The sequence below is a fragment of the Streptomyces sp. NBC_00316 genome (assembly GCF_036158715.1).
Classification (GTDB): Bacteria; Actinomycetota; Actinomycetes; order Streptomycetales; family Streptomycetaceae; genus Streptomyces.
The window spans coordinates 8,694,939-8,717,113 of the sequence record NZ_CP108023.1 but is presented as its reverse complement, the minus strand read 5'-3'; the positions used below and the strand labels follow the sequence as shown (position 1 = coordinate 8,717,113).

Sequence of the window (22,175 nt, the reverse complement as noted above, 5' to 3'; positions counted from 1 at the left end):
TCCAGCAATGGTGAGTTGGTCACTCTGGGGACTGATGCTCCAGCGATTGCGTGAGGCCTGGCCGGCGCGGGGGCCTCCGCTTGTGCGGCGGGTGCCAGAGGCTCGGGCCTCTGACACCCGCCGGAGAACGGCTGAACCTGTCCGCGTTGCCGTTGCTCTGCCTCTCAGGCCACGCCGCGGTGCAGGTAGGCCCGGTCCACCGTCTGCTGGACGCTGTTCCCGGCCGCGTCGGTCGCGGTCACACGCAGCGTCACATAGGTGTCGCCATGCACACGTGACGGCCGTTCGACGGTGGCGGTGAAACCGCTGGCCTTCCGTACCGTGGTGGCTTCGGTCCAGCTCTTTCCGTCGTCGTACGAGGTCTCGACCTTGAGCCTCACTCCTCTCGGGGCGTCCATCCCGTCGGAGGCCGCCAAGGTACGCCGGGTTCGGAGAGCAGCCTGGAGAAACGGGCCGGTGGCAACATCGGAACCGCGCTCCAGGCCGACTCAACCGCTCGCAGACGAACGCGTCCTTGAGCGCACGCTCAACAATCCCTTCACGCGCTCAGACCTCCCAGGGTGGATGCGTCGAATCGATGTCTGAACCTCCAGCCGTGCCCAGTTCTGACCAACATCCCCAGGCACGTCAGGCCAGAACTGCTGCCAACGCTGGCCAACAATCGTTCTTCGGTTTCACCTGTGCAGCCACCCGGCACCTCATGCACCGGGGGGATCACCGCAGGTGCCTCGCCAGCCCGCCCGGTGCACCCTGCTTCAGGCATGAGGGATGGGCAGGTCCAGTGCGACCGTCTTACCCCGGCCGTTGGGAGTGCTGTTCCACGCGGTGCACAGGGCTTCCACGATGAGGAGGCCGCGGCCGTGCTCGGATTCCGCCTTCTCTTCCTCGGCCAGGGCCAGGGGTGAGGGGACGGGCGGGTTGCTGTCGGAGTCCCGTACCTCTAGTGGGCCGGCCGTGGCGGCGAGGGCGTACGGCAGCCAACCGTCAGCGCTTCAGGTGGACGGTGAAGTGCCTCTCGGTGTCACCGGCGGGAACGGTGCGAACAAAGCCCCGGGCGTTGCGGTAGTCGCCTGATCCGCCGGTGATGCCGACGTCGACGTAGGACGGGGCGGGCAGGTGGAGCAGCGCCTGCGCGGCGAACTGCCCTTCAGGCAGAGAGAAGGTGCCCAGACACTGGAGCACGGCCGGATCGACGTGGGTATAGGTGCAGACGACACTGTGATCGCCGACCTTCTCGCCGTCGCGGTAGAGGTCTTCATGGATGACGCGCTGGTCACCCGGGCTGATTCCCGCCCGGCCCAGATCGAGGTCTTCGAGCGAGGTCTGTTTGCCGACCAGCTCGAAAGTTTTCGCGCGCTGGTCAACGACGTGCGCACTGATGGAAGTCGATGTGTCGGCCGACGCCAGCGGGGCGATGGCGACGCCACCGGCGACGACAGTGGCGATGCCGGCGGCTGCACTCAGGTAACGCAGCTTGTTGATCTTCAATTTAGTCGGCAACTTGCCGCTCCGTTCCGTGATGTGTCGATTCGGTGGCGGCAGAAGGGTGTAGAACCTCGGCCCGGATACGCGGGGCCGACGCCTGCTCCGATCGACTTGTGAACAACCCCTGTCGGGGTGGCATTTCGGCACTCACACAACCTACGTCACCTGCCAAGGCGGTGACGTATGATCAGGTGGTGACTGCCCCGGGTGCCGAGCCATGCTTTTGCTGGTGCAGACCTTGCGCAGCGCCAGGCTGTTGCACGTGTCGGCGAGATCCGTCTGCATCGGGGCCACGTCGCCATGACCGGGCTTACCGATAGAGACGATAGGAGCACATGCTCTCATTATCGAAACGGCAAGAGGCAGGCCTGGGGCGACGCCCACCATGGCCCCCAGTTCATCGCCGGGGGGCCACACCCGCCCGCGACGGACCAACCGGGACCTCGCCGAACAACTCGACCTCGCCATCGCCGGGATCCAGCACCTCGGCATCGACAAACGACCGCCCACGCGCGGCACTCCACGCCGAACGCGGCATCAGCCTCCTGCCACGGCAACCCCGCCGAACACCAGACTCAGGGCATCTTCAGTGCGCCGCAGAGCGGTCCCGGGCACGGCCGCATCCGGGGGCGCGCGGCCGTGGTGGGAACAAGTGACCATCCCGCCTGTCGCGAGGACCAGGAGCGGCACGACGTACCCACTCCGCCTGGTGGGGCGACAGGCCCGGTGACCGCCATCCCGTCCCGTCGCATCGCCGGGCGGCCACGACCGACGACGGAGATGCGGGGGCGCCGAGCTGGACGGCGGGGTGAACGCGGTCACCCCGAACTGGCAAGCCGTCCCACCTTCCGGGCCGCGCTCGTGGCCGCAAGCGCGCACCGCCGGCCGTAGGTGCGGCGCCTCCGGTCGCCGGGGCGCCGGTTCCCTCAGCTCGCTCGCCGACGTGCCGGGGAAGCGGCTGCCCGCGACTGCCGCCGTACCGGTGACGCGGGCCGGCGGCGGATCGCTTCGGCCGGCCGTTCGATGCGGGGGCGGGGGCAAAGAGCGGCGCCCCCTTGCCGTCCGGCCCGGTGACGGCACCCGCTTCCCGCACAGCGGCGAGGCGCCTTGGACCGGTTCGTCGTCGAACTGCTTGCCGCGAACCTCTCTCCACAGAAGGTTGCACGTTGCGAGCTAATGACTTACGGTCCTAACTGTGACGGCGCGGGAATCGCTCAGGAAGCACCGCTCAAGGGCTTCGACGACTGGGCAATTCGCTCGCGAGTGGACAAGCGCTTCGCGACCAGGCCGCATCCGCGCCGGCGACAGCGAACGCATCCATCGCCGTGGTCCGATGGGATCGACCGGAAGAGCCACCGCGCCACGCGGGGCGTACGCCCTGGTCACGGTTTCCCGAACACCGGGGGCGGACATCGTCCACCCCCCCCGGATCACAATCCCCGAGCCGGTGGGCAACTCGTACCGCTCCGCCGCCCCCAGCCCCCATGGACCGGTGACTCGCAGGTGTGAGATTCACCGACATCAAGAGAGAAGGACCCCTACATGTACATGAAGCTCGAAGTCACCATGCTGCCTGTCTCCGACGTCGATCGAGCCAAGGCCTTCTACGAGCAGATGGGATTCCGCCTGGACCTCGACAAGGCCGCCAGCGAGAACTGGCGCGCGGTGCACTTCACGCCGCCCGGCTCCGCGTGCTCGATCATGTTCGGCACAGGGATCACCTCCGCCGCACCCGGCTCGGCCCAGGGCCTGTACCTCGCCGTCTCCGACATCGAGGAGGCCCGCGCGGAACTCGTCGGTCGCGGCATCGAGGTGAGCGAGGTCTTCCACGACGCCGCAGGACTGCTCTACCACAGCCACGAGGCCGGAGAGGTCACCCACCGGGTCGAGGGCCAAGGCCGGCTTGCCGGCCCGCACCCCGACCGCGCCTCCTACGGCTCCTTCGCCACCTTCAGCGACCCGGACGGCAACGGCTGGGTGCTCCAGGAGATCACGCAGCGGTTCCCCGGCCGCTGACACCTCGTCAGTCACCCGGGGATGACAGGCGACGACCAGCCAGCAGGGCGGCCGGCCCCGATCACCCCCTGAACACAGCCCCGGCGCACCATCAGTCGGATCCCGAAGCCGGCACAAATACGAGTATATGCTCCTTAGCCTCGAGGGTTCTGGCTGCGCCCTGACGCTCAAGCAACGTTCGAAAGGAAAATTTTCATGACCATGTCTCCCATGGAGCCGCCCGCGCAGGAAGGCCCCGGATCAAAGCCGGTGTCACACCGTGCCCGGCGCGGGCTGTCCCGACGCGGCTTCGTCGGCGGCGCGGCTGCTTCTGCTGCTGCCGCAGCCGGTATCTCGCTGGTGGGCGGATTGACGCCGTCCGCCACCGCCTCTCCCGTCATGCGCAGGCCGAGGGGTTTCGGTTCGGTCTCCACGGCTCCGGGGCTGCCTGCCGGGTTCGCCAAGACGTTCACCAGCCGGTTCGTCCACGCCGGCGGACTGCGCCAGCACGTGGTCACCGGAGGCGAAGGTCCGCCGCTGCTGCTGGTGCACGGCTGGCCGCAGAACTGGTACGCGTGGCGCCTGCTCATGCCCGAACTGGCCCGCAACCACACGGTCATCGCCGTCGACCAGCGTGGCATCGGACTGACCGACAAACCCCACGACGGGTACGACACCCGCACCCTCGCCAACGACCTGATCGCACTCATGGACGCGCTCGGCCACCAGCGGTTCGCCGTGGCCGGCCACGACACCGGCCTGATCATCAGTTACGCGCTGGCGGCGGATCATCCAGAGCGTGTCGCCCGCGTGGCCCTCCTGGAAGTCCCCGGGCCCCCGACGCTGGAGGCCTCGCCGCCGCTGTTCATCGACGAGGCGCACAACAACAGGCTCTGGCACATCCCCTTCAACCGGGTCGACCACCAGCTGACCGAGCAGCTCGTCAGCGGGCGGGAAGAGATCTTCTTCGGCTACGAGTTCGACATCCAGGGCGGACAGAAGCTGCCCGGCTACGCGCGCGAGTACTACTTCCGTCTCTTCTCCGACCCCGAAACCCTGCGCGGCAGCTTCGGTCTCTACCGCGCGTGGGACGCCACCACCACGCAGAACGCGACACGCGCCGAGAACAAGCTGACGATGCCCGTCCTGGCGATCGGCGGATCGGAAAGCTGGGGTGACCTGGTCGGGAAGGCGATGGTTCCCCTCGCGAACGACGTGCAGCAGGTGGTCATTCCCGGTGCAGGCCACTGGGTCGCCGAGCAGGCCCCCAGGAAGTTGCTGTCGGAACTGACGGGCTTCCTGGCCCCGTACCGCCGCACCGCCGGCCCGTCCCGCTAGCGGACGGCCAGACGTCCGGGCCCGCCCGGGCGTGACGGAACGCGCTCGACCGGGCGGCAGCGTCGCCGCCTTCGAGCAGCCGGAGCTCCTCACCGAAGAGCCCGGTATATCCGCCCGGCTCCTGCGCTGATCCCACCGCAGGGGCTCTCGACCGAGGTCGTCCTGTCCGCCGGGTGTCCCGGCGGACAGGACCGGAGCGAACGATCTTGCGTAGTCGTACGCGGGGTGGTCAGCCCCCGGGGAGCCGCACGCCGTCGTGCGGCCGGCCTGCCTTCGGCAGGCTCCCTTTCGGACGACTGACGCGCCACGGTTCGCCTCCTGTTCAGGAGCGGCGGAGCCTTCACTATCCCCAACGGGAGGCATGGATGTTTTCCGACATCGGCCCACTCGAAGTTGTGACGCTGATCGTGCTCGCCGTCATTCTGGTCGGGCCCGACAAGCTCCCCAAGATGGTGTCCGACACCGTGCGGGCCCTGCGTAAACTCCGCGAGCTCTCGCAGAGCGCTCAGGCGAGCATTCGCGACGAACTCCCCGCCGAGCTCAAGGACCTGAATCTCGAGGACCTCAACCCGAAGACCTTCGTGGCCAAGAACCTGCTGGGTGACCAGAGCCTGGGTCTGGGCGACCTGACCGCCGACCTCGGCCTCGGGGACGAACCGCTCGACCCCGCCGGGACCAACACCTCAAAGGGCCTCGGAAAGGGCGCCGCACCCGGCCCGCTTGCCGCGGCCACCGGCCACCGGCCTCGGGAAGCCACCGGCGAGGGGCGCTACAGCCTCGACAAGAACGGCCCGTAATCGGGAAGGACCACAGCCGCCTCGCCGTCGGCCCGGCCCGTCAACACACCGACCGGCACGCAGCGCCTGGCTGCCGCATCCGCCCGCAGCCAGGCCACCGCGCAGGAGCACCGCCCCTGCGCCTTCAGACCCTCGGAAAGGAAACGCCCATGTTCGGAAGGCTCGGAGCACCCGAGATCATCCTCATCCTCCTCGTCGTCGTGCTCCTGTTCGGCGCCAAGCGGCTCCCCGATATGGCCCGCTCCTTCGGGCAGTCGCTGCGGATCCTCAAGAGCGAGACCAAGGCCATGCAGAAGGACGACGCGGACGAACCCCCGACCGCTCACGCCACCGCAGCCCACCAGCTCGCGTCCGAGAGCCGGCACACGGCCCCGGAGGCATACACCTCCCACCGGCGCTGAAACGCCGAAGCCACCGACCGGCACCCGCGCGGCTGGTGCCGCACTTGAAGGGACCGGGACCGCCCATGCCGATCCAACCAGCACATGACGCCGCGCCTATGTCCCTGGGGGAGCACCTGCGCGAGCTGCGCAACCGCCTGCTCAAGGCCGTCGGAGCGATCCTGCTCATCACCGTCGTTGCGGCTCTGTTCTACAAGCAGCTGATCGGATTCCTCATCGATCCCCTGCCCGGCTGCGCTCCGGGCCAACCGGCCGGCGCGGACGACGCGGGCCGCTGCGGCGTGATCTCCCTCAACGGCCTTCTGTCACCCTTCACCCTCGCGCTGAAGGTATCGATCACCGTCGGGGTCGTCGCCGCGAGCCCTCTGTGGCTGTACCAGCTGTGGGCTTTCGTCGCACCAGGACTGCACCGCAACGAGAAGAAATACACCCTGGCCTTTCTCGGGGCGGGCATCCCCCTGTTCCTGTCGGGCGCCGCCGTGGCGTACTGGAGTCTGCCGACCACGACACGGGTGCTGATCTCCTTCACCCCGGACAACGCCACCAACCTCCTGCCCGTCGACGACTTCCTCGACCTGGCCACCCGCATGGTCCTCGTCTTCGGACTCTCCTTCGAACTCCCCGTCCTCCTCGTGCTGCTGAACCTCGGCGGCCTGATCAGCGCACGCCGGATGGCCGGCTGGTGGCGCGGCATGCTCATGGGCATCGTCGCCTTCGCGGCGCTCGCCACCCCCAGCACCGACCCGCTCAGCATGCTGCTGCTCGCCACCCCCATCAGCCTGCTGTACCTGGCGGCATGCGCGATCTCCTGGTGCAACGACCGCCGCCGGCAGCGCACCGGCATCACCGGGCCAGGCGGAAGCCCGGACACCGAGGCATCCCCCATCGACCTCACCCCGGCCCCCCTCGACGCCCCCGACGACATCTCCGTCAGCCGACCCTGACGAGCCCCCTCTCAAGGAGCGGCCCGCCGCCGGCGGTCAAGGAAGTTGCTTGCGACGGGCCCGGGAGGCCCGCAGATTGACGGCGTTGCCGCAGTGCATACGTCGTGCCAGATCCCGCTTTGTTACGCGAGCGGTCGTAGAACGCCACGGCGCACTTGTTCGTGGTGACACGCCGGTTCCGGGGCGCCGGGTACCGAGGGCGTGACCGCGAGACCTGCGCAACGGCGGACCTTGCCCTGGGCATTCGGATCGACTCCGTAATCGAGTGTGGATGGGGTTGAGGAAGAAGGAAGCGAAGGCCGCGCTGCAGGGCGTGATGCCGTGGCCGCCGCCGACCGGAAAGTCAACGATGGAGGCGTCGAAGCCGGACCGGCCGCTGAATGATGACGTTCATGCGGTTGTAAGCGTTGATCAGGGCGATGAGGGACACCAACCTGGCCAACTGGTCCTCGTCGTAGTGGTTGGCCGCGTTCGCCCAGGCCTCGTGGGTGACGCCACCGGCCGCGTACGCGCGTGCCCTGTTCCGCCAGTTCCAAGGCCGCCCGCTCGGCCTCGGTGAACACCATGGCCTCACCCCAGGTCGCGATCAGGTTGAGACGTACCGAGGTCTCCCCGACGCGCATGGCGTCCCTGGTGTGCATGTCGGTGCAGAAGCCACAGCCGTTGATCTGGCCGGCCCGGATCTTCACCAGTTCCTGCGTCGCGGCCGACAGAGTCGACTCCGTGATGATCTTGCCTGCCCGCCCTGCCGCCGACACCCGATCTCACACACCCTCGACGACTCCCTCATGCGCCCGCTCCAGGGAAGCAGCCGCGTCAAGCGGGCAGGGGTACGTCGCGCCCGGCGTGTTCACGGGCACTTCGGTGACGTCAGGGCGACCGGCGTCAGCCCTCGGGAACGCCAGAAGCGTCGTGTCCTACTCGGCCCAGGGCTCGAATCCGGTGTGAAGGACGGCTTCGAGGTGCGCGCGCAGATGGGCTGCCTCGTCGGCGCCGAAGTTCTCCTCGAACTGGGCCTGCACGGCATTCCATAGTGGTAGCGCCGTCTTCAGTCGGGTGAGGCCGTCCGGCGTGATGGCGGCGATCCGTGCACGGCGGTCGGCTGCCGATGATTCGACGGTCACCAGACCCTCGCGGGCAAGCGGCTTGAGGTTGGAGGCCATCGTCGTGCGGTCCATGGCGATCACGTCGGCGAGGCCGGTGATCGTCATTTCTCCGTGCACACTCAGCTTCTGCAGGATGCTGAGCTGCGTCGCACGCAGACCGACGGGGGCCAGGGCCTTGTCGTAAGTCGCACCGATGTACCGGGCCGCCTTGCGCAGGGCCAGGTTGTTGCACGAGTCGCCGGGATCCGTCGGCGCAGTGGTCATTGTCTCCTCCAGAGCTTCGCCCACCCATGATACGAGCAGGTACTCCTAGATGCGACAGAGTCGCCCGCCGTCGACGGCGGGCCGACGGGTCCACTCCGAGCCACCCACTCTTGCCAACAGATAAATGCGAGCATATGCTCCCAATCGCGGCGTGGATGCATGCCCCCCCTGACCCCTCCCGCGAGCCTCGCACTCCCCCATTGGACGTGGCCGCCCGCAGGGGCTTCTACCTGGGCTGACCCGCTCCGGCCGGGGCCAGACCCGGCCGCACAAGCACGGCTTCGCGGCGCACCCCGGCCCGCGCCGGCCATGTCGGCCCACAACCGACCGGGAGCCGTCACCAAACTGCTGAGGAGACGATGCAATGCAACCTGCACCGGAGAGCCCCGACCCTGCCGAAACGGTGCGCCGCGCCCGGTTCGGCGAGCTGCCGAAGCGAATCCTCCCGAAGAGATGATCGAAGAACGGGCGGCCACGGTGCCGAACCCGATGGCTCGAACGGCTTCCGCGCCCCGCGCGGTGCCCTGCATCGCCGGAGCCACCTCCCGGAAGCCAGAGGCGCGCCCACCGAGGTTCAGAACGCGTACGGGGATGCTCCCGCCGGAAGTCTCCGGCGGGAGCATCCCCTGAGTGCGTCGGCGCTCAGCTGGCCGACAGGGCGAAGTCGGCCTTCGTCAGGCTGCCGCGCTTCATGCTCACCTTCTTGCTGCGCTTGCCGTATCCGTCATCGCTGACGGTGATGGCCGGCGCGGTCGCCTTCAGCCACACGTCGTACACGCCGCGGCTGTCGGTCGTGACCGTGATGAGGTGCTTGCCCGCGTGTGACAGGGAAACCGTCGCTCCGGGGAGGATCTTGCCGGTGGCCGCGTCGGTGACCTTGCCGGAGATCTCCGCCCAGGAGGCGGGGGCGGTCGCCTTCAGGGTGACCGGGACGGGCCGGTACACGTACGGCGAGTCGGTGATCATGGAGAGTCCGGCCGCGTATCCGCCGGGGGCCGCGAGGGCCTTGGCGTCTGCGGTGACCCGGATCCGCGTCGAGCGGCCGGGTGCCAGGTTCACCGTCGTCCTGTTCTCCGACAGCCAGCTCACATCGTCGCCGCCGCACTGGTCGAACCCGGTCAGCATCGCGGCGCCGGTGGTGGTGGATATCCCGAATGCGTCAGCTGTCCCGCCGATCCGGGAAAGCCCGCAGCCGGTGCCACGCCCGGCATCGGCGACCGCTTCGGGTGCGCCGGGCAGGCCGGTCCAGACATTGGCCACCGGGTCGTACTGCATGGCCCGGTGGGTCGTCGCCGCCACGCCGAACGGGGGAACGTCCACTCCCCCGACGACCTGGAGTTGACCGTTGGCGGAGCTGTACGTCGCGCGGAGCTGGGTGTGCGGCATGTCGGTGGCCCGCGTCCAGGTGTCGGTCTTCGGGTGGTAGATGTACGTGTTCGCCAAGGCAGTGACGAGCCCGTCCGAATCGTTCAGGCCGCCCGCGCACACGATGCCGCCGTCGATCCCACCGCATCCGCCGGCGCTCATGGCGACCGGATAGTCGGCGATCCGGCTCCAGGTGTTACGAGCCGGGTCGTAGCGGTAAACGGTCGAACTCGATGACCCGTCGGCCGGGACTCCTCCGATCACGTACAGCTTGCCGTCCAGTACCGCGACGGCGGCGTCAGCCAGTGCCTGCGGGAGATCCGCGACCCGTGACCAGCTGTCGCTGTCCGGGTGGTACGCGTAGGTGGTGGATGTCCATCCGACGGCCCCGCTCGCGTCGTAGCCGAAGCCGCCGGCCACGTACAGCGTGCCGTTCACGAACGCGCCTGTGGCGGAGTTCCGCGGCTGCGGCAGGTCGGCGATCCGCGACCAGGACTCGGCGGCCTGTTCGTACACGTAACCGTGGCTGAGTACGCGCCCTCCCCAAAACTTGTCCATTCCACCCACCGAGTACGTCTTGCCCCGGTATGAACCGACGACACTGCCCCTGACCGGCTCGGGGTAGTCGGGCAGCGTCTGCCACGACCCGTCGGCCGGGGCCGGCTTCGTGGCGGCGTCGGACGCAGGGGCGTTCTGCTCGACCACCGTGACCCTGAGCGGCGCGTGTCCGGTGTTGGTGAGCGTGATGTCCTGGCTCGCCTTGCCGCCCAGCGCGGTGTTCAGCGACACCTTGCCGGGCTCGACCTTCAACCGTCCGGCCTGCAGCGCGGGGCTGTAGGTGTGCACCGTGTCGGAGGCGGTGACGGTCGCCTTGTCCGTCACGTACCGCGGAGCGGTCGTGGTGAGCGTGTTCTGCCCAGCCTTCGAGCTGTACAGCCAGTAGAAGCCGTCAGACAGGTTGGGGTCGTTCGGGGTGGCGGTGCTGACTGCGGTGGGGTACATGTCCACGGCGTCGGCGGAGGTGTTCTTGACAGTGGCGCCGTTGACCGGCTGATGAGTGTTGGCCTCGCTGACGCTCCCCTGGATCAGCCCGCCGCCGAGCGTCCGGCACTGGCCGACCGACACACTGGACACCTCGAAGATCGACTGGCCGTCGCCGCTGAAGTGGAAGCGGACCTGGACATTGCGGTGGCCCAGTGCCTGGGTGAGCGGGACCTCGACGTGTCCGAAGAATTCGGCCTCGCCCTTGTACACCCGCGTCCAGGTTGCGCCGCCGTCGGTGGTGACGGACACGTCCGCCTCGGAGCCCGCCGGCAGCAAGGAACCCACATTGAACCGCAGGTCGGCATTCTTCTGCCCGGTCAGGTCGAACGGCGGCGAGATCAGAGCCGTGTCCTGCGCCTTGCCGCCGTTGCCGAACGGGTTGGCGACCGCGAAGCCCGCGTCGCCGATGACGTTCCACGACCCGTCGAACTGCCAGCCGAGTGCGGAGGGGTCCTTGTTGGTGACGGTCCACCCGTACTTCGGATCCGTGGTCCAGCCCTCGAAGGAGGCTTGTGCGGGATAGGCGAATCCGGGCGCGGTGCACTGCTCGAGGTCCGCGGCCACGGAGACGTTGCGCTGTACGTCGCCCGTACCGATCTTGATGGTGGAGTCGGACGACTTGTATCCGGGATAGACCGGCGTGAGGTGAATCGTGTAGTCGGCCTGTTCGGGCAGGTCCACCGAGTAGGCGCCGGTCTTCGGGTCGGTGTACACCGGCCCATTCGGGTAGCCGTCGATGGTGATCTTGGCGTAGAGCGGCCAGCCGTGCCCGGACCCGTCGGTCACCTTGCCTGTGACCTTGCGGTTCGGTGTCTTCGCCAGCGCCAAGTCCGCGGTGGCGGTGTGGTCGGCGGTCACGGCGATGCCGCTGCGGGTGCCGGTCCCGTAGCCGAAGAGCGACGCCGACACGTCGTAGGTGCCTGCTGGGACGGTGACGCGGTAGGTGCCTGCGCTGTCCGTCTTGGCGTGAGACAGGAACTGGTCGGCCTTGTCCGTCAGCGTGACGGTCGCCCCGGCGAGCGGCGTACCGGTCGTCCGGTCCGTGACGCGGCCGTTCACGACCCCGGTCGGAGCCGGGACGAGGGCGGAGACGCCGTCCGGTGTGCCGAGTCCGGTGGGCCCGTCCCAGCCGGGTCCGGCCTCGCACAGCACGTCGCCGCAGGCGCCGTTGACGCCCTCGGTGATGTCGAAGAGGCCCTTGGTCTGGTGGGCGTAGGGGGAGCGCACCGGGTACGTGCCCGCGGCCGGGGTTCCCGCCAGTGCGTACATCGCGGCGATCAGCGGCGAGGACAGGCTCGTGCCGCCCACCTGGAGCCAGCCGTCGTTGAGCGAGTTGTACACCGCCAGGCCGCTTTGCGGGTCGGCGACCGCGGAGATGTCTGCGGTGGCTCTGCGGGGACAGTTCGTCGCCGATCCGCTCTGGTAGTCCGGCTGCGGCTCGAAGGTGGAGCAGCCGCTGCCGGCGCCGGACCAGGCGCTCTCCGTCCAGCCACGTGCGGTGCCGGGGGCACGGGTCAGCAGCGTACCGCCGGTGGCGACGACATTCGGGTCGGAGGACGGCCAGATGACCTCGTTGCCGGTGTCGCCGGAAGATGCGGTGACCACCACACCGGGATGGTCGTAGTCGGCGCCGCTCAGGTCGGACGCATTGGCGTCCGCCAGACCGTAGGAGTTGGACACGAACTTGGCGCCGAGCTCCACCGCGGTATTGACGGCGGTACCCAGGTCACCCACGCTCGCACTGTCCCCCTGGACCAGCAGGATGTGGCAGGCGGGGCAGGCCGACGAGACCGCGTCGAGGTCGAGAGCGGTCTCCAGCGACCATCCCTGGTCGTCCGACGGGTAGTTGACGCCGCCTCGCTGGTCGACCTTGCGGAAGCACCCGTTCTCCGTGGTGCACGCGGGCAGTCCGAACTGTTCGCGGTACTTGCCGAGATCGGCCTCCGCGTCGGCGTAGCCATAGGCGTCCACGATCGCGACGGTCTGGCCCTGGCCAGTGGCCGGAAGGTGGTAGGCGGACTGGATGTCCGTGGGAGTCAAGGCCGTGGACGGTGGGCCGGCCGCTCTGACCATGACGCGCTGGTCGGATGTCGTCCGCACCAACGCCTGGCAGCTCGCGGTGTGCTTCTTCGGCGTCGGGGTGTTGCAGTCGGCGGGCGCGTAGCGGTGAACCAGGCCCGCGATTTTCGACGGCGAGGGCTTGTTGTCCTGCCGGGCCGCAGTAGCGGCCTTTTCTGCCTGCCGTGCCACCTCCGCCGGGACGGCGGCGGTGGGTTTCCGGGCCCCGGCCGCCGGATCGGCCGCGATGGCGGGAACCTGGGCCGCGGCGAACATGCCGAGGCATGCGGCTATGAGGAACGAAACAGGAGCGCGCAAGCGCCCACGTCTTGTCATGAAAACAATCCTTCAGTCGGGGTGGGGCGGGGTCAGAGCGGTTCGTAGCCGGAGGGCTCCTCGCGTTCGGCGTCCTCGTCGTCCGAGCCCTCCAGCTCGTTCTGATCGCCGTGAAGTTCGTGCTCGGACGAACTCATGTCCTTGACATCACTCATGAACAACCCTCAGTTGCTGCGCCCCCGGATGAACGCCGTGCGCCTGCGAGTATGGGTCTGGTGAGCGGACACGAGCGATTGGCCAAATGGGCTAAAGAATGCGTGGACGTGCACGAACGAGTCCGTGCCGTTCAGACGCTCCGCGCTTGCGTCACGTTCACGGCCAACGCCGTTCTGGACGTCACCCCGTACTTGCGCATGGCCGACTTCAACTGCGCCGTGACGGTGCTGGGCGACCTCGACAGCTCGACAGCTATCTGACGGTTCGTCAGGCCTTGCAGCATCAGCCGTACCACCTCCAACTCCCGCGGTGACAGCTGGTTCCCGTATCCGCGCCGCCCGCCCCGCGCGGCTGGCGTGCAGCGCTCGACGCCCTCCTGTGCCCGTGCCGCTGCATACGGCCTCGGCAGCTGCGACCAGGCCTGGGCCGCGTCGCCCCAGGCCCGCGCCGCCGCTTCGAACTCTCCCCGGCCCTCGGCGAGCGCAGCCCGGCACTCCTCCAGCCCCGCATGCGCAGCGGGCGCGCGCCGCCCGCTCAGCCCGTCCTGGAACGCAGTCACGAGGCGTTCGGCCTCCGCATGCCGCCCGGCCGCTGTCAGAGCGGTCACTCGCGCGGGTGCGACATCCGTCGCCATGAACCAGATGCCCTTGCGCATGACCAGCCGTATGGGGTCCTCGGTCAGTGCGAGTGCCTCCTCGGTGTCACCCGCGGCGAGCCTGAGTCGTGCCTGTGCCGCGGCGGGTTCCAGCCACAGGCTGATGGCGCCGCGCCGTTCGCCCTCCTCGCGCACCGTCCGCAGCAGAGCTTCGACATCCTCGTCCGCGCCAGTCGTCGCCAGTTTCACCTGGGCCACCACCAGCAGGGCCTGCAGCCGGCACAAGGGCTCTTCGGCCACGTCCGACCACTGCCCGGCCCGCTCGGCCAGGCCCTGCCACGTGCCGGTCAGGTAGTCGAGGTGGAGGAGCGTCACCCCTGCCAGGTCCGCGAGCAACTGGTACCCGTGCCGCCCCGCGACATCGACGGCGCTCGTCAGCCGCCGCCGGGCCTCTGCGTACCGTCCCCACCGAATCGCCGCGTCGCCGATGTTCAGTTCGGCTCGGCCGCGTTGGAGGGCCAGCTGCGGTGTCGACTCGTCGTCGCCCAGTTCCCCGGCAAGCACCCAGCCCGATTCCTCGCCGAGTTCGAGCAGCGCGGCCGTACGATTGACCAGCAGGGACAGCCGTTCGTGCGGGGAGAGCGTCGCACCGGCGGTGAACCGTCGAGCCCGCTCCAGCCAGCGCAGATGGGTCGTGGCCGGCCATGTTCCGCTCAGCACCGGATATCCGAGCGCGGTCATCGCCCAGGCGCCGGCGTACGTCCCGCCGACGAGGTCGGGTATCGCCGGCTCCAACTCCGCTGCCGCAGCCGCGTACTCACCGAGCTGGATGAGGATCTGGGCGAGCTGGCCGCGCACTTCGGCGCGGTCGCGCGCGCTGAGCCGGTCCGTTTCGAGGACGGCGCGCAACGTGGCCAGGACATCCGCACGCCGGGTGTAGCCGGTGAACGCCTGGAACGGCATCTTCCGCACCAATGGGGCGACCGCTTCCGCGGGCAGCCCCGATTCGTTGATCAATTCGTGCAGAAAGGTGAGGGCGGTGACGTGGTCACCGGACGCGAGGGCGATGTCCGCCGCCTGCTCGGCGTACTCGCACCACCGCGCGATCTCGCCGGCCTGCCGGAAGTGACGGGCGAGCCGGCCGACGGGCCGGGGCCGGGCGGTCTCCAGCAGCGCGGCGGCGCGGCGGTGGGCGGCGCGCCGTTCGGACGCCGGCGCCCGGTCGTACACCGTCCGGGCGGCGAGCGTGTGCCGGAACGCGATATGGCCCGAACCGGAGTCGTCCTCGGCCAGCAGGCCACTGCGTACCGCGTCGGAGACGGCTGATTCGACCACCGTGGCGGCGGACCCCTGAGCCGGCGCGATGGCGGAACCTGCCGGACGGCCTGTCCGCCCCTCGGGGTTCGCCTCCTGGCCGCTCCCGATCTCGGTCAGACCACTGACCGTCCCCAGCGTTCTCTCGTCCGCCGGATCGCTCAGGACGGCAGCCGCCAGCAGCACCCGCCGGGCGTCGGCCCCGAGCCGGGCCACCCGCTCGGTGACGGCGTCCCGGATAGTCGGTGGCACGGCGATCTCGTCGAGGGTGCGCCGCATCCATTCGCCGTCCCGCCGGACCAGGTCGGCCCGGTCCCGCAGCAGCCGGACGCACTCCTCCAGCGCGAGCGGCACGCCCTCGGTCCGGTCGTGCAGGAATGTGGCGAAGGCGGTGGAGACGTGTTCGTCGTCCAGCATCGACGACACGAGTTCCGCGGTGTCCGACACCGCGAGTCCACCCAGGCCGACGCGTGCGTGGCTGATCCCCGCACTCGTCGGTACCCGGGAGGACAGGCGCAGCAGCAGGGAGTCGGCGGCCACCTCCTCGGGCCGGCAGGTCATCACCAGAGTGAGCGGGAACGGCTGCCGGGAGGCCAGGAACAGCAGGAACTCCAGCGTCGCCTCGTCCGCCCAGTGCACGTCCTCGACGACCAGGACGTCGATTCCGAGACGGTCCAGGAGTTCGGCGAAGGCCCGGATCAGCCGGTGCCGGGCGGCGCCGGCATCGGCCAGCGGCTCCGGCGCGGACGGCAGGCCGTGCGCCCATTCCGGGAACAGCGGCCGCAGCGTACCGGCCAACGCCGACAGTCCGAGGACTGCCACATCGGTGCCGCTCGGTGCGGCCTGCCGGGCGGCATCGACGATCGGACCGAGGGGCATGCCCTCCCGGAACGGCGGGCACACCGCCACCAGCGTGCGCATACCCCCGGTGGCGACCGCCGCCAAGGCCTCCCGCACCAGGCGGCTCTTGCCGATGCCCGCCTCGCCCTCCACCAGGACAAGGGCGGGCAGTCGCCGCAACGCGTCCGTCACACGCCTCAGTTCCGCATCGCGCCCGACAAAGCGGGGGCGGCGGCATACCGCGGATGTCGCCGGTTCGGTCACGGATCTCACGTAACGCTTCCAAGGGTTCGGCAGGCGGATGGGCAGCAACTCGCCGGCTGTCCCGGTGTACTGGGGTTTCTTGGCACGCAGCTGGTCCACGGAAGTCGTTCCGGGTCTGTCAGGCGGCCGACGTCACGCCGACCGGGCGGACGGGCGTGAGTAGCGCTGCGGCTTGGCCCTGCCCGGTCGACAGGCATGTGTCGGTACGGGTTCGGACGCCGGCAGTGGAGTACCGGTAACCGCCCCGGCGGTAACCGGCGCGGACCGAGGAGATGGCGGTGATCAGCCATATCCAGCTGCCGGGCACGTCCTCGGGGGCGAGGGTGTGGCCCCGGACGCCGACGGACGCTTCGAGTTCGACAGAGCGGGTGCGGACGGTGGCCAAACCTTCGGAGGCCGTCAACGTGGTGCCCACCAAGCGGTGCCGATCGTGACCTTGTCACCGGTGATCAGGGTGACGCTGCGCGTGCCACCGCTCCCTGCCGGCTGGTGAACGACGCCGGCAAACGGCATGAGACCGGTGTCCGCCGCTACCGCGGCGGTGGCCGGTATGACCCCTGTCGTCAGAGCGGCGACCGCGGAAGGCGCGATCGGCCCTGGCCGGGAAATGGGAACGCTGCGCACGGAGACCCCTCGGGTGAGGTGAAACGCAGGAGCACATACGTTGTCGGGCGCCCTCCGCCACCACCCGGGGGTTCATGCGTCGATCACGCACCCGGGCCCGGGGTTGTATCGGTCATGTGGCTGCATGACCAACTCGTGGCTGCTCAGGTACCCGTGCGCCGTCGACTCCTGCTGACTGTGCGATCACCCTCACCTGCGAACGCCACGATCTCGACCTGATTCGGCCTGGCCCGAAGGACGACATTCCGGAAGGACCACTCCAGACTGTCAGGGTCTGCTGAGGGGCCTCGCGCATTCCGGACAGGCGCGTGACCGCCCATGTCACGCGGGGATCCCCAACTCCTCGTACCCAGCGTGGCCTTCGTGCGAAGGACGGTAACTCTGCGGGTGCCGAATATTACGTCCTCGCAGGTCAACCGGCATGAGCGTACTCATGGATGGGGGTTTTCGGCACGTGCAGGTTCACAGTGCTGTCCTCAGCCGGGTGGCCGCGAGGTCGGTCGCGGTCGCGAGCGTCGTCCGGCCGGCACGATCAGCGTTTGTGAGAATCTCGGCGAGCGCAGCGCCGATGTCGTGCACCCGGTCGATCGCCTCGTCGTGCCCGGCGCCCTCGACCTCGCGGGCCAGCGCATAGATCACGCCGCCGGCGTTGGCCACGAAATCGGGCGCCCAGAGTATGTCCCGTTGCCGAAGGGAGTCCGCGACGTCGTCGGTGACGAGCTGGTTGTTCGCCGGTCAGACGATCGCCGCACAGCGCAGTCGGGAAACCACATCGTGGTGCAGGATTCCGCCGACCGCGGCCGGGACGAGGATCTCGGTGTCGGTGGTGATCGCCTCTCCGGGTTCAACCCATGCCGCGCCGAGTTCCTTGGCCAGCATCCTTTTTTGATCATCCACATCGGACACCTTCAGCTCGGCGCCTTGCTCGGCGAGGCCGCGAGCCAGTCGCGGGTTGACGTTGGACCAGAACAGTGTGGTCAGGCCGCTTCGGTCCTCGTCGCTCAGCTTCTTCGCCCAGGCCGGATCGGCGAGCACCTGCTGGACCAGCAGCGTGTTGACATGCACGAGCGCGGCCGGCCGGGGAGCAGGTGCAGGGCGAGCATCGAGGTCTCGGCGCGCTCCTTGTCCGGGCTCGGAACGCGACCGCGAGCACGCCGCCCGCACCGCACACCGGCTGGCGCCTCATGCGCACCCCGCCCACCAAAACACGGGCGCCAACACCGGTACACGACCCCAACTGAGCCCCGCTGCAGCGCAAGACCGGCTGCCGATTCGGCCGAGCCGGGTCGGTGCCGTACAGTTCACCGTACCGACGCGGGGTGGAGCAGCTCGGTAGCTCGCTGGGCTCATAACCCAGAGGTCGCAGGTTCAAATCCTGTCCCCGCTACTCGAACGTGAAGGCCCGGTGGATACCGGGCCTTCACTGCATCTGGCCCCTGTCGAACCCAGAGGCCTGTCTGTCTGGCCGTCGTGGGTGTCGGCCGCGGAGAGTGCGACGCTTGGGGGCGGTCCGGTCGCGTCGGACAGGACATGCATCTTGGAACCGGGCTTACCTCGGTCCCCATGGATCTCAAGCATCGAGCACAGCGGCGACGGCTTCGATCTCGACGAGTTGGTCCTTGTAGCCGAGCACCGTGACGCCCATCAAAGTGCTGGGGACGTCATGGTCGGCGAACGAGTCCCGGACCACCTCCCAGGCCGCCACCAGATTTTCCCGCCGGGACGACGCGACGAGAACCCTTGTACTGATGACGTCCTGGAGCGATGCACCCGAGGCCGTGAGAGCAGCCTGCATGTTCTCGATGGCCTTGGTTGCCTGGCCCGCATAGTCCCCGACCGCTGCCGTGGAGCCGTCATCGTTCAGCGGACACGCCCCGGCGAGGAAGATCAAGCGTGACTCTGCGGGCGCCGTGGCCGCGTAGGCGTACTCGGCAACGTCGGACAAAGAGGCAGAGCGGATCAATGTGACGGCACGAGCCATAGTCGTCGGGTCCTTCCCATCGGGTGTCGAGCTCGGGCATCCTCCCAACGCCCCGTCGGTTCCCGCCCCCCTTTTCTTCACCGCCCCCACGGTGAATTCAGCAAGGGCGTCCGAACCGGGGGTGACGGGCGCGCAGCACGGTGATGGCCCCGGCCGGCCGCCGCACAGAAGCGGGCTTACGAGTTGGTGCTGGTGCTCTCGCGCTTGGCGGTCAGGATGGCTGGACTTGGTCGAAGAGGGCGAGGGCTTCGGCGGGGTCCGGGCTCACGAGGCGTTCCAGACCGGCCATCGTGATCTTCGCCCACCTGTCGGCCCGTGCCCACATCGGTTCCTCGAAGGCGCGGACGGCCTCGTCCAGATCTCCAGGGCCGGTGGCGATGGACTCGGCGAGTTCGGCGCCTTCCAGCATCGCGAGGTTCGCGCCCGCCCCCAATGGGGGCATCAGATGGGCGGCGTCGCCCAGTAGCGTCACCCCGGGGACGTGGGTCCAGGTGTGGGACACGGGCAGGACGTAGAGGGGGCGGTGGACGAAAGCGGTGCCGTGGCGGAGGAGGTCGAGGACGGGAGCGGCCCAGCCGTCGAACAGAGCCAGCAGGCTCGATCGCACGGCCTCGACGTCGGCCGGGTCCAGGTTCGTGTGCCAGTCCAGCGGCGCGCGGAACTGGGCGTACACCTTGACGTGGCCGCCGCTGTTGCGCTGGGCGACGAGAGCTCGGTTCACTCCGTACACCGCCACGGAACCGTCGCCGATCAACCGGGCGAGGTCGGGGTGGCGGGTGTCGACGTCGTCCAGGGAGGTCTCGACCGAGGTGACGCCGGTGTAGTGCGGCGTCACCGGCGAGACTGCCGGGCGGATCCGGGACCAGGCGCCGTCCGCGCCGACTACGAGGTCGAATGTCTCCTGTCGCCCGTCCGCGAAATGGACCAGTACGCCATCCCGGGTCCCCGGCACCACCTGCGTCACGCCCCGCCCCCACTGGACGTCGAGAGGGCCGAGCAGCAGGTCCCGGAGTTGCCCGCGGTCGATCTCGGGATTGGCCCGGTCATCTGGACGGGGTCGCCAGTCGCGCAGGACGGTCCCGTCCGCGTCCAGGATGCGCATGGCCTGCCCCTCGGGACGGGAGAGCGCCTGGAACTCCGCCAGCAGCCCCGCCTTGTCCAGCGCGAGTTGACCCATCCCTTCGTGCAGGTCCAGCGTGCCGCCCGGGGGGCGGGCGTCGGGGGCGGGATCGCGTTCGAGGACGGTGACGGGGTGATCATGGCGGTGCAGGACGCGGGCGAGGGTAAGGCCGGCAGGACCGCTCCCGACCACTGCAATGCGATGTCTCATGTCGATACACTGTATTTCTTCATTACGATGCATCGCAACGGTACGGTGTGACTATGACTGTGTGGGACCGGCCGGAGCCGCCGACTCAACCCGTGCCGCTCGACCGGGAACGAATCGTCGCCGCCGCCATCGCGCTGGCCGACGAGGGCGGGCTGGAGGCGGCGTCCTTGCGCAAGGTCGCCGCCCGTCTGGACGCCGGCCCGATGCGGCTGTACAGATACATCTCCACCAAGGAGGAGCTGTTCGACCTCATGGTGGACGAGGTCCAAGCCGAGATCCGCCCCGAGGAGCAGCCCGGTGACTGGCGGGAGGCGCTGCGCGTCCTCGCCCAGCGCACCAGGCAGGCCGCTCTCCGTCACGAATGGCTGGCCGACCTGCTCGGCGGCCGCCCGGCCCTGGGTCCGAACGGCCTCGCCGTGACCGAGGCCACGCTGGCCGCCTTCGACGGCCTCACCGATGTCGACACCGTCATGCGCGCCGTGGAGACCGTCAGCGCCTACTTCATTGGCGCGATCAGGCGCGAGACCGCGAACCTGCGGGCCGAACGCGCCACGGGCCTGTCCAAGCGCGACTGGCAGCGCGCCTCCGGCCCGCATGTGACGAGAATGTTGGCCACGGGTCGCTTCCCGGCGCTGGCCAAGGCCGTGTACGACGGCACGGACGTGGACGCCGAGGCATCCTTCGAGACCGGCCTGGACTGGGTCCTCGACGCCGTGGCCGCCAAACTCACCCGGCCGCCGGCGTGACGCTCAACTCTTGTCGAATGTGAGCGAGGTCGGGGTCGGTGTCCACGGGCCGTGCGGGCCTGCACCGCCACCACTTCATAACGTTGGTGCTGCCATCGGGACGCCGGGAGCGTCCGTCGCCGTGCTGGGCCGAGGCAACCCACCGCCGTCGCCGACCTGCACGAAGGCGAGCGCGTCCTGGACCTCGGCTCCGGCGGCGGCATCGACGTCCTGCTCTCCGCCCGCCGCGTCGGCCCCACCGGCAAGGCGTACGGCCTCGACACGACCGAGGAGATGCGCAAACAAGCAGGGCAGGCGGGCGGGCCGCTGACCTCTCGCAGCGAAGCTTGAGCGATTCTCAGCGAAGGTTGGTGACAGGTGCTTTCTCACCGATGGTTCAGCGAGCATGGCCTGGCTGCGGTATCCATCCTCTGTTCATGAAACTCCGCCGCCCGACCGGGCGATGGGGTCCGCGACTTCCCCGGCGGTGCCCGCGAGGTCACCCTTACCCGCCGCCACCGGAACGCGGAGGTCGAGGTCACCAGCCAGACCCTTGACGAACCTGGGCTACGCCATCTCCTGAACACTCTGCACCCGCTGTCGGACACAGAACTGGGGAAGCTGATGCGGGAAAAGAAGATCGACCACAGACTCTGAGCCAAGTGCGCCCCGGGACTCTGGCACCAGGTCCTGCGCGCTCACGACCTTGGGAGCAATGAAGGTCGGGGCTCAGAGGGGCCCGCCGCACTACATCGGTTCGACGAAGGTGGCCCGCCATTCAGGCTGCGGGTCCGCTCCCAGGCTCGTCCAGTACTCCGTCCCACGGACGATCTGCCCGTCACGGACAGTCCAGAACGATGCCGCACGGAAGACGCCAAGACTGTCGTGTGGCACTTCGACCTCGGAGACGACTTCGTCGCCCTCGGCCACCACCTTGAGCACCCGAATCGACCAGCCCTCCGGATATTCACGGTTCACCGCGACGAAGTTTTCCCGGCCGATGATGCGTTCGAGGCTGATCGGCCACTCGACAACGACATCCTCCGCGATCAACTCGGCGACGCCTGCCCAGTCCCGAGCCTGGATCCGGTCCCACAGTGTCTCAATCACCTTTGAAGATTCCATCGACGGAGCCTCCCACAGCGGTCTGACAGAAGCCGCACCAACGGCGAGTCGATCGTTCCCCAGGTCGTTACGATCTTGGGGGCAATGA

19 protein-coding genes, 1 tRNA gene and 2 pseudogenes are annotated in these 22,175 nt (G+C 68.9%); 8 read left to right on the top strand and 14 right to left on the bottom strand.

Features of this window, described 5'->3' with window-relative positions; genetic code table 11:
- Positions 1-164 precede the first annotated feature (164 nt).
- Positions 165-398: a hypothetical protein gene (locus OG878_RS38935; protein ID WP_328884844.1), complete on the bottom strand. Its 234-nt coding sequence runs from the start codon at positions 396-398 to the stop codon at positions 165-167.
- A gap of 586 nt (positions 399-984) precedes the next feature.
- The gene (locus tag OG878_RS38930) at positions 985-1,488 is read right to left on the bottom strand and encodes an allene oxide cyclase barrel-like domain-containing protein (RefSeq protein ID WP_328884845.1); all 504 of its coding nucleotides are present in this window, start codon (positions 1,486-1,488) and stop codon (positions 985-987) included.
- A 1,539-nt stretch (positions 1,489-3,027) separates the two neighbouring features.
- On the opposite strand from OG878_RS38930, the gene OG878_RS38925 reads away from it, so the two are divergent.
- From OG878_RS38925 to tatC, 5 genes are all read left to right on the top strand, one after another.
- Positions 3,028-3,501, top strand: coding sequence for a VOC family protein (locus tag OG878_RS38925; RefSeq protein ID WP_328884846.1), 474 nt, complete (start codon positions 3,028-3,030; stop codon positions 3,499-3,501).
- 195 nt (positions 3,502-3,696) lie between these two features.
- Entirely contained in the window at positions 3,697-4,818 is a 1,122-nt protein-coding gene (locus tag OG878_RS38920; RefSeq protein ID WP_328884847.1) for an alpha/beta fold hydrolase, read from the top strand.
- A 365-nt stretch (positions 4,819-5,183) separates the two neighbouring features.
- Positions 5,184-5,615: a Sec-independent protein translocase subunit TatB gene (locus tag OG878_RS38915; RefSeq protein ID WP_328884848.1), complete on the top strand. Its 432-nt coding sequence runs from the start codon at positions 5,184-5,186 to the stop codon at positions 5,613-5,615.
- Positions 5,616-5,764: 149 nt separating this feature from the next.
- Positions 5,765-6,016 (top strand): Sec-independent protein translocase subunit TatA, encoded by a 252-nt coding sequence (gene tatA / locus OG878_RS38910; protein WP_328884849.1) that lies wholly within the window; start codon positions 5,765-5,767, stop codon positions 6,014-6,016.
- Positions 6,017-6,114: 98 nt separating this feature from the next.
- Positions 6,115-6,960 (top strand): twin-arginine translocase subunit TatC, encoded by an 846-nt coding sequence (gene tatC / locus OG878_RS38905; protein ID WP_328884850.1) that lies wholly within the window; start codon positions 6,115-6,117, stop codon positions 6,958-6,960.
- Positions 6,961-7,303: 343 nt separating this feature from the next.
- On the opposite strand, the pseudogene OG878_RS38900 reads toward tatC, so the two are convergent.
- The 8 genes and pseudogenes from OG878_RS38900 to OG878_RS38865 form a co-directional block, all read right to left on the bottom strand.
- Positions 7,304-7,700 (bottom strand): annotated as a pseudogene (locus OG878_RS38900) (carboxymuconolactone decarboxylase family protein); the annotation flags it as partial.
- 177 nt (positions 7,701-7,877) lie between these two features.
- On the bottom strand, positions 7,878-8,330 hold the full coding sequence (locus tag OG878_RS38895; protein WP_328884851.1) for a MarR family winged helix-turn-helix transcriptional regulator: 453 nt from the start codon (positions 8,328-8,330) through the stop codon (positions 7,878-7,880).
- 642 nt (positions 8,331-8,972) lie between these two features.
- Positions 8,973-13,133, bottom strand: coding sequence for a carboxypeptidase regulatory-like domain-containing protein (locus OG878_RS38890; protein WP_328884852.1), 4,161 nt, complete (start codon positions 13,131-13,133; stop codon positions 8,973-8,975).
- A gap of 32 nt (positions 13,134-13,165) precedes the next feature.
- Positions 13,166-13,288 carry a hypothetical protein gene (locus OG878_RS38885; RefSeq protein WP_328884853.1) on the bottom strand — a complete coding sequence of 41 codons (123 nt, stop codon included), beginning with the start codon at positions 13,286-13,288 and terminating at the stop codon, positions 13,166-13,168.
- 131 nt (positions 13,289-13,419) lie between these two features.
- Positions 13,420-16,302 (bottom strand): ATP-binding protein, encoded by a 2,883-nt coding sequence (locus OG878_RS38880; RefSeq protein WP_328891078.1) that lies wholly within the window; start codon positions 16,300-16,302, stop codon positions 13,420-13,422.
- Between the two features lie 118 nt (positions 16,303-16,420).
- The gene (locus OG878_RS38875) at positions 16,421-16,720 is read right to left on the bottom strand and encodes a hypothetical protein (RefSeq protein WP_328884855.1); all 300 of its coding nucleotides are present in this window, start codon (positions 16,718-16,720) and stop codon (positions 16,421-16,423) included.
- A gap of 668 nt (positions 16,721-17,388) precedes the next feature.
- On the bottom strand, positions 17,389-17,583 hold the full coding sequence (locus OG878_RS38870; RefSeq protein ID WP_328884856.1) for a hypothetical protein: 195 nt from the start codon (positions 17,581-17,583) through the stop codon (positions 17,389-17,391).
- Positions 17,584-17,661: 78 nt separating this feature from the next.
- Complete coding sequence (locus tag OG878_RS38865) at positions 17,662-17,991, bottom strand: hypothetical protein (protein WP_328884857.1); 330 nt, start codon at positions 17,989-17,991, stop codon at positions 17,662-17,664.
- Between the two features lie 248 nt (positions 17,992-18,239).
- Between OG878_RS38865 and OG878_RS38860 the strand changes: the two genes are divergently transcribed.
- A tRNA-Met gene (locus OG878_RS38860) sits at positions 18,240-18,313 on the top strand.
- A gap of 59 nt (positions 18,314-18,372) precedes the next feature.
- Here OG878_RS38860 and OG878_RS38855 read toward each other — a convergent pair.
- The 3 genes and pseudogenes from OG878_RS38855 to OG878_RS38845 all read right to left on the bottom strand — a co-directional run.
- Positions 18,373-18,486 (bottom strand): annotated as a pseudogene (locus OG878_RS38855) (IS5/IS1182 family transposase); the annotation flags it as partial.
- 10 nt (positions 18,487-18,496) lie between these two features.
- On the bottom strand, positions 18,497-18,907 hold the full coding sequence (locus OG878_RS38850) for a RidA family protein (protein WP_328884858.1): 411 nt from the start codon (positions 18,905-18,907) through the stop codon (positions 18,497-18,499).
- 211 nt (positions 18,908-19,118) lie between these two features.
- On the bottom strand, positions 19,119-20,237 hold the full coding sequence (locus OG878_RS38845) for an FAD-dependent oxidoreductase (protein WP_328884859.1): 1,119 nt from the start codon (positions 20,235-20,237) through the stop codon (positions 19,119-19,121).
- Between the two features lie 53 nt (positions 20,238-20,290).
- Between OG878_RS38845 and OG878_RS38840 the strand changes: the two genes are divergently transcribed.
- Both OG878_RS38840 and OG878_RS38835 read left to right on the top strand, forming a co-directional pair.
- The gene (locus OG878_RS38840; protein ID WP_328884860.1) at positions 20,291-20,983 is read left to right on the top strand and encodes a TetR/AcrR family transcriptional regulator; all 693 of its coding nucleotides are present in this window, start codon (positions 20,291-20,293) and stop codon (positions 20,981-20,983) included.
- A gap of 156 nt (positions 20,984-21,139) precedes the next feature.
- Positions 21,140-21,313 carry a methyltransferase domain-containing protein gene (locus OG878_RS38835; protein ID WP_328891528.1) on the top strand — a complete coding sequence of 58 codons (174 nt, stop codon included), beginning with the start codon at positions 21,140-21,142 and terminating at the stop codon, positions 21,311-21,313.
- Positions 21,314-21,709: 396 nt separating this feature from the next.
- On the opposite strand, the gene OG878_RS38830 is transcribed toward OG878_RS38835, so the two are convergent.
- Complete coding sequence (locus tag OG878_RS38830) at positions 21,710-22,087, bottom strand: nuclear transport factor 2 family protein (protein ID WP_328884861.1); 378 nt, start codon at positions 22,085-22,087, stop codon at positions 21,710-21,712.
- Between the last annotated feature and the right edge of the window lie 88 nt (positions 22,088-22,175).

Coding starts and splice junctions, on each gene's coding strand:
- OG878_RS38840 (WP_328884860.1), top strand. CDS start 20,291: ATGACTGTGTGGGACCGGCCGGAGCCGCCGACTCAACCCGTGCCGCTC.
- OG878_RS38885 (WP_328884853.1), bottom strand. CDS start 13,288: ATGAGTGATGTCAAGGACATGAGTTCGTCCGAGCACGAACTTCACGGC.
- OG878_RS38925 (WP_328884846.1), top strand. CDS start 3,028: ATGTACATGAAGCTCGAAGTCACCATGCTGCCTGTCTCCGACGTCGAT.
- tatA (WP_328884849.1), top strand. CDS start 5,765: ATGTTCGGAAGGCTCGGAGCACCCGAGATCATCCTCATCCTCCTCGTC.
- OG878_RS38935 (WP_328884844.1), bottom strand. CDS start 398: ATGGACGCCCCGAGAGGAGTGAGGCTCAAGGTCGAGACCTCGTACGAC.
- OG878_RS38920 (WP_328884847.1), top strand. CDS start 3,697: ATGACCATGTCTCCCATGGAGCCGCCCGCGCAGGAAGGCCCCGGATCA.
- OG878_RS38890 (WP_328884852.1), bottom strand. CDS start 13,133: ATGACAAGACGTGGGCGCTTGCGCGCTCCTGTTTCGTTCCTCATAGCC.
- OG878_RS38895 (WP_328884851.1), bottom strand. CDS start 8,330: ATGACCACTGCGCCGACGGATCCCGGCGACTCGTGCAACAACCTGGCC.
- OG878_RS38830 (WP_328884861.1), bottom strand. CDS start 22,087: ATGGAATCTTCAAAGGTGATTGAGACACTGTGGGACCGGATCCAGGCT.
- OG878_RS38845 (WP_328884859.1), bottom strand. CDS start 20,237: ATGAGACATCGCATTGCAGTGGTCGGGAGCGGTCCTGCCGGCCTTACC.
- OG878_RS38915 (WP_328884848.1), top strand. CDS start 5,184: ATGTTTTCCGACATCGGCCCACTCGAAGTTGTGACGCTGATCGTGCTC.
- tatC (WP_328884850.1), top strand. CDS start 6,115: ATGTCCCTGGGGGAGCACCTGCGCGAGCTGCGCAACCGCCTGCTCAAG.
- OG878_RS38850 (WP_328884858.1), bottom strand. CDS start 18,907: ATGGCTCGTGCCGTCACATTGATCCGCTCTGCCTCTTTGTCCGACGTT.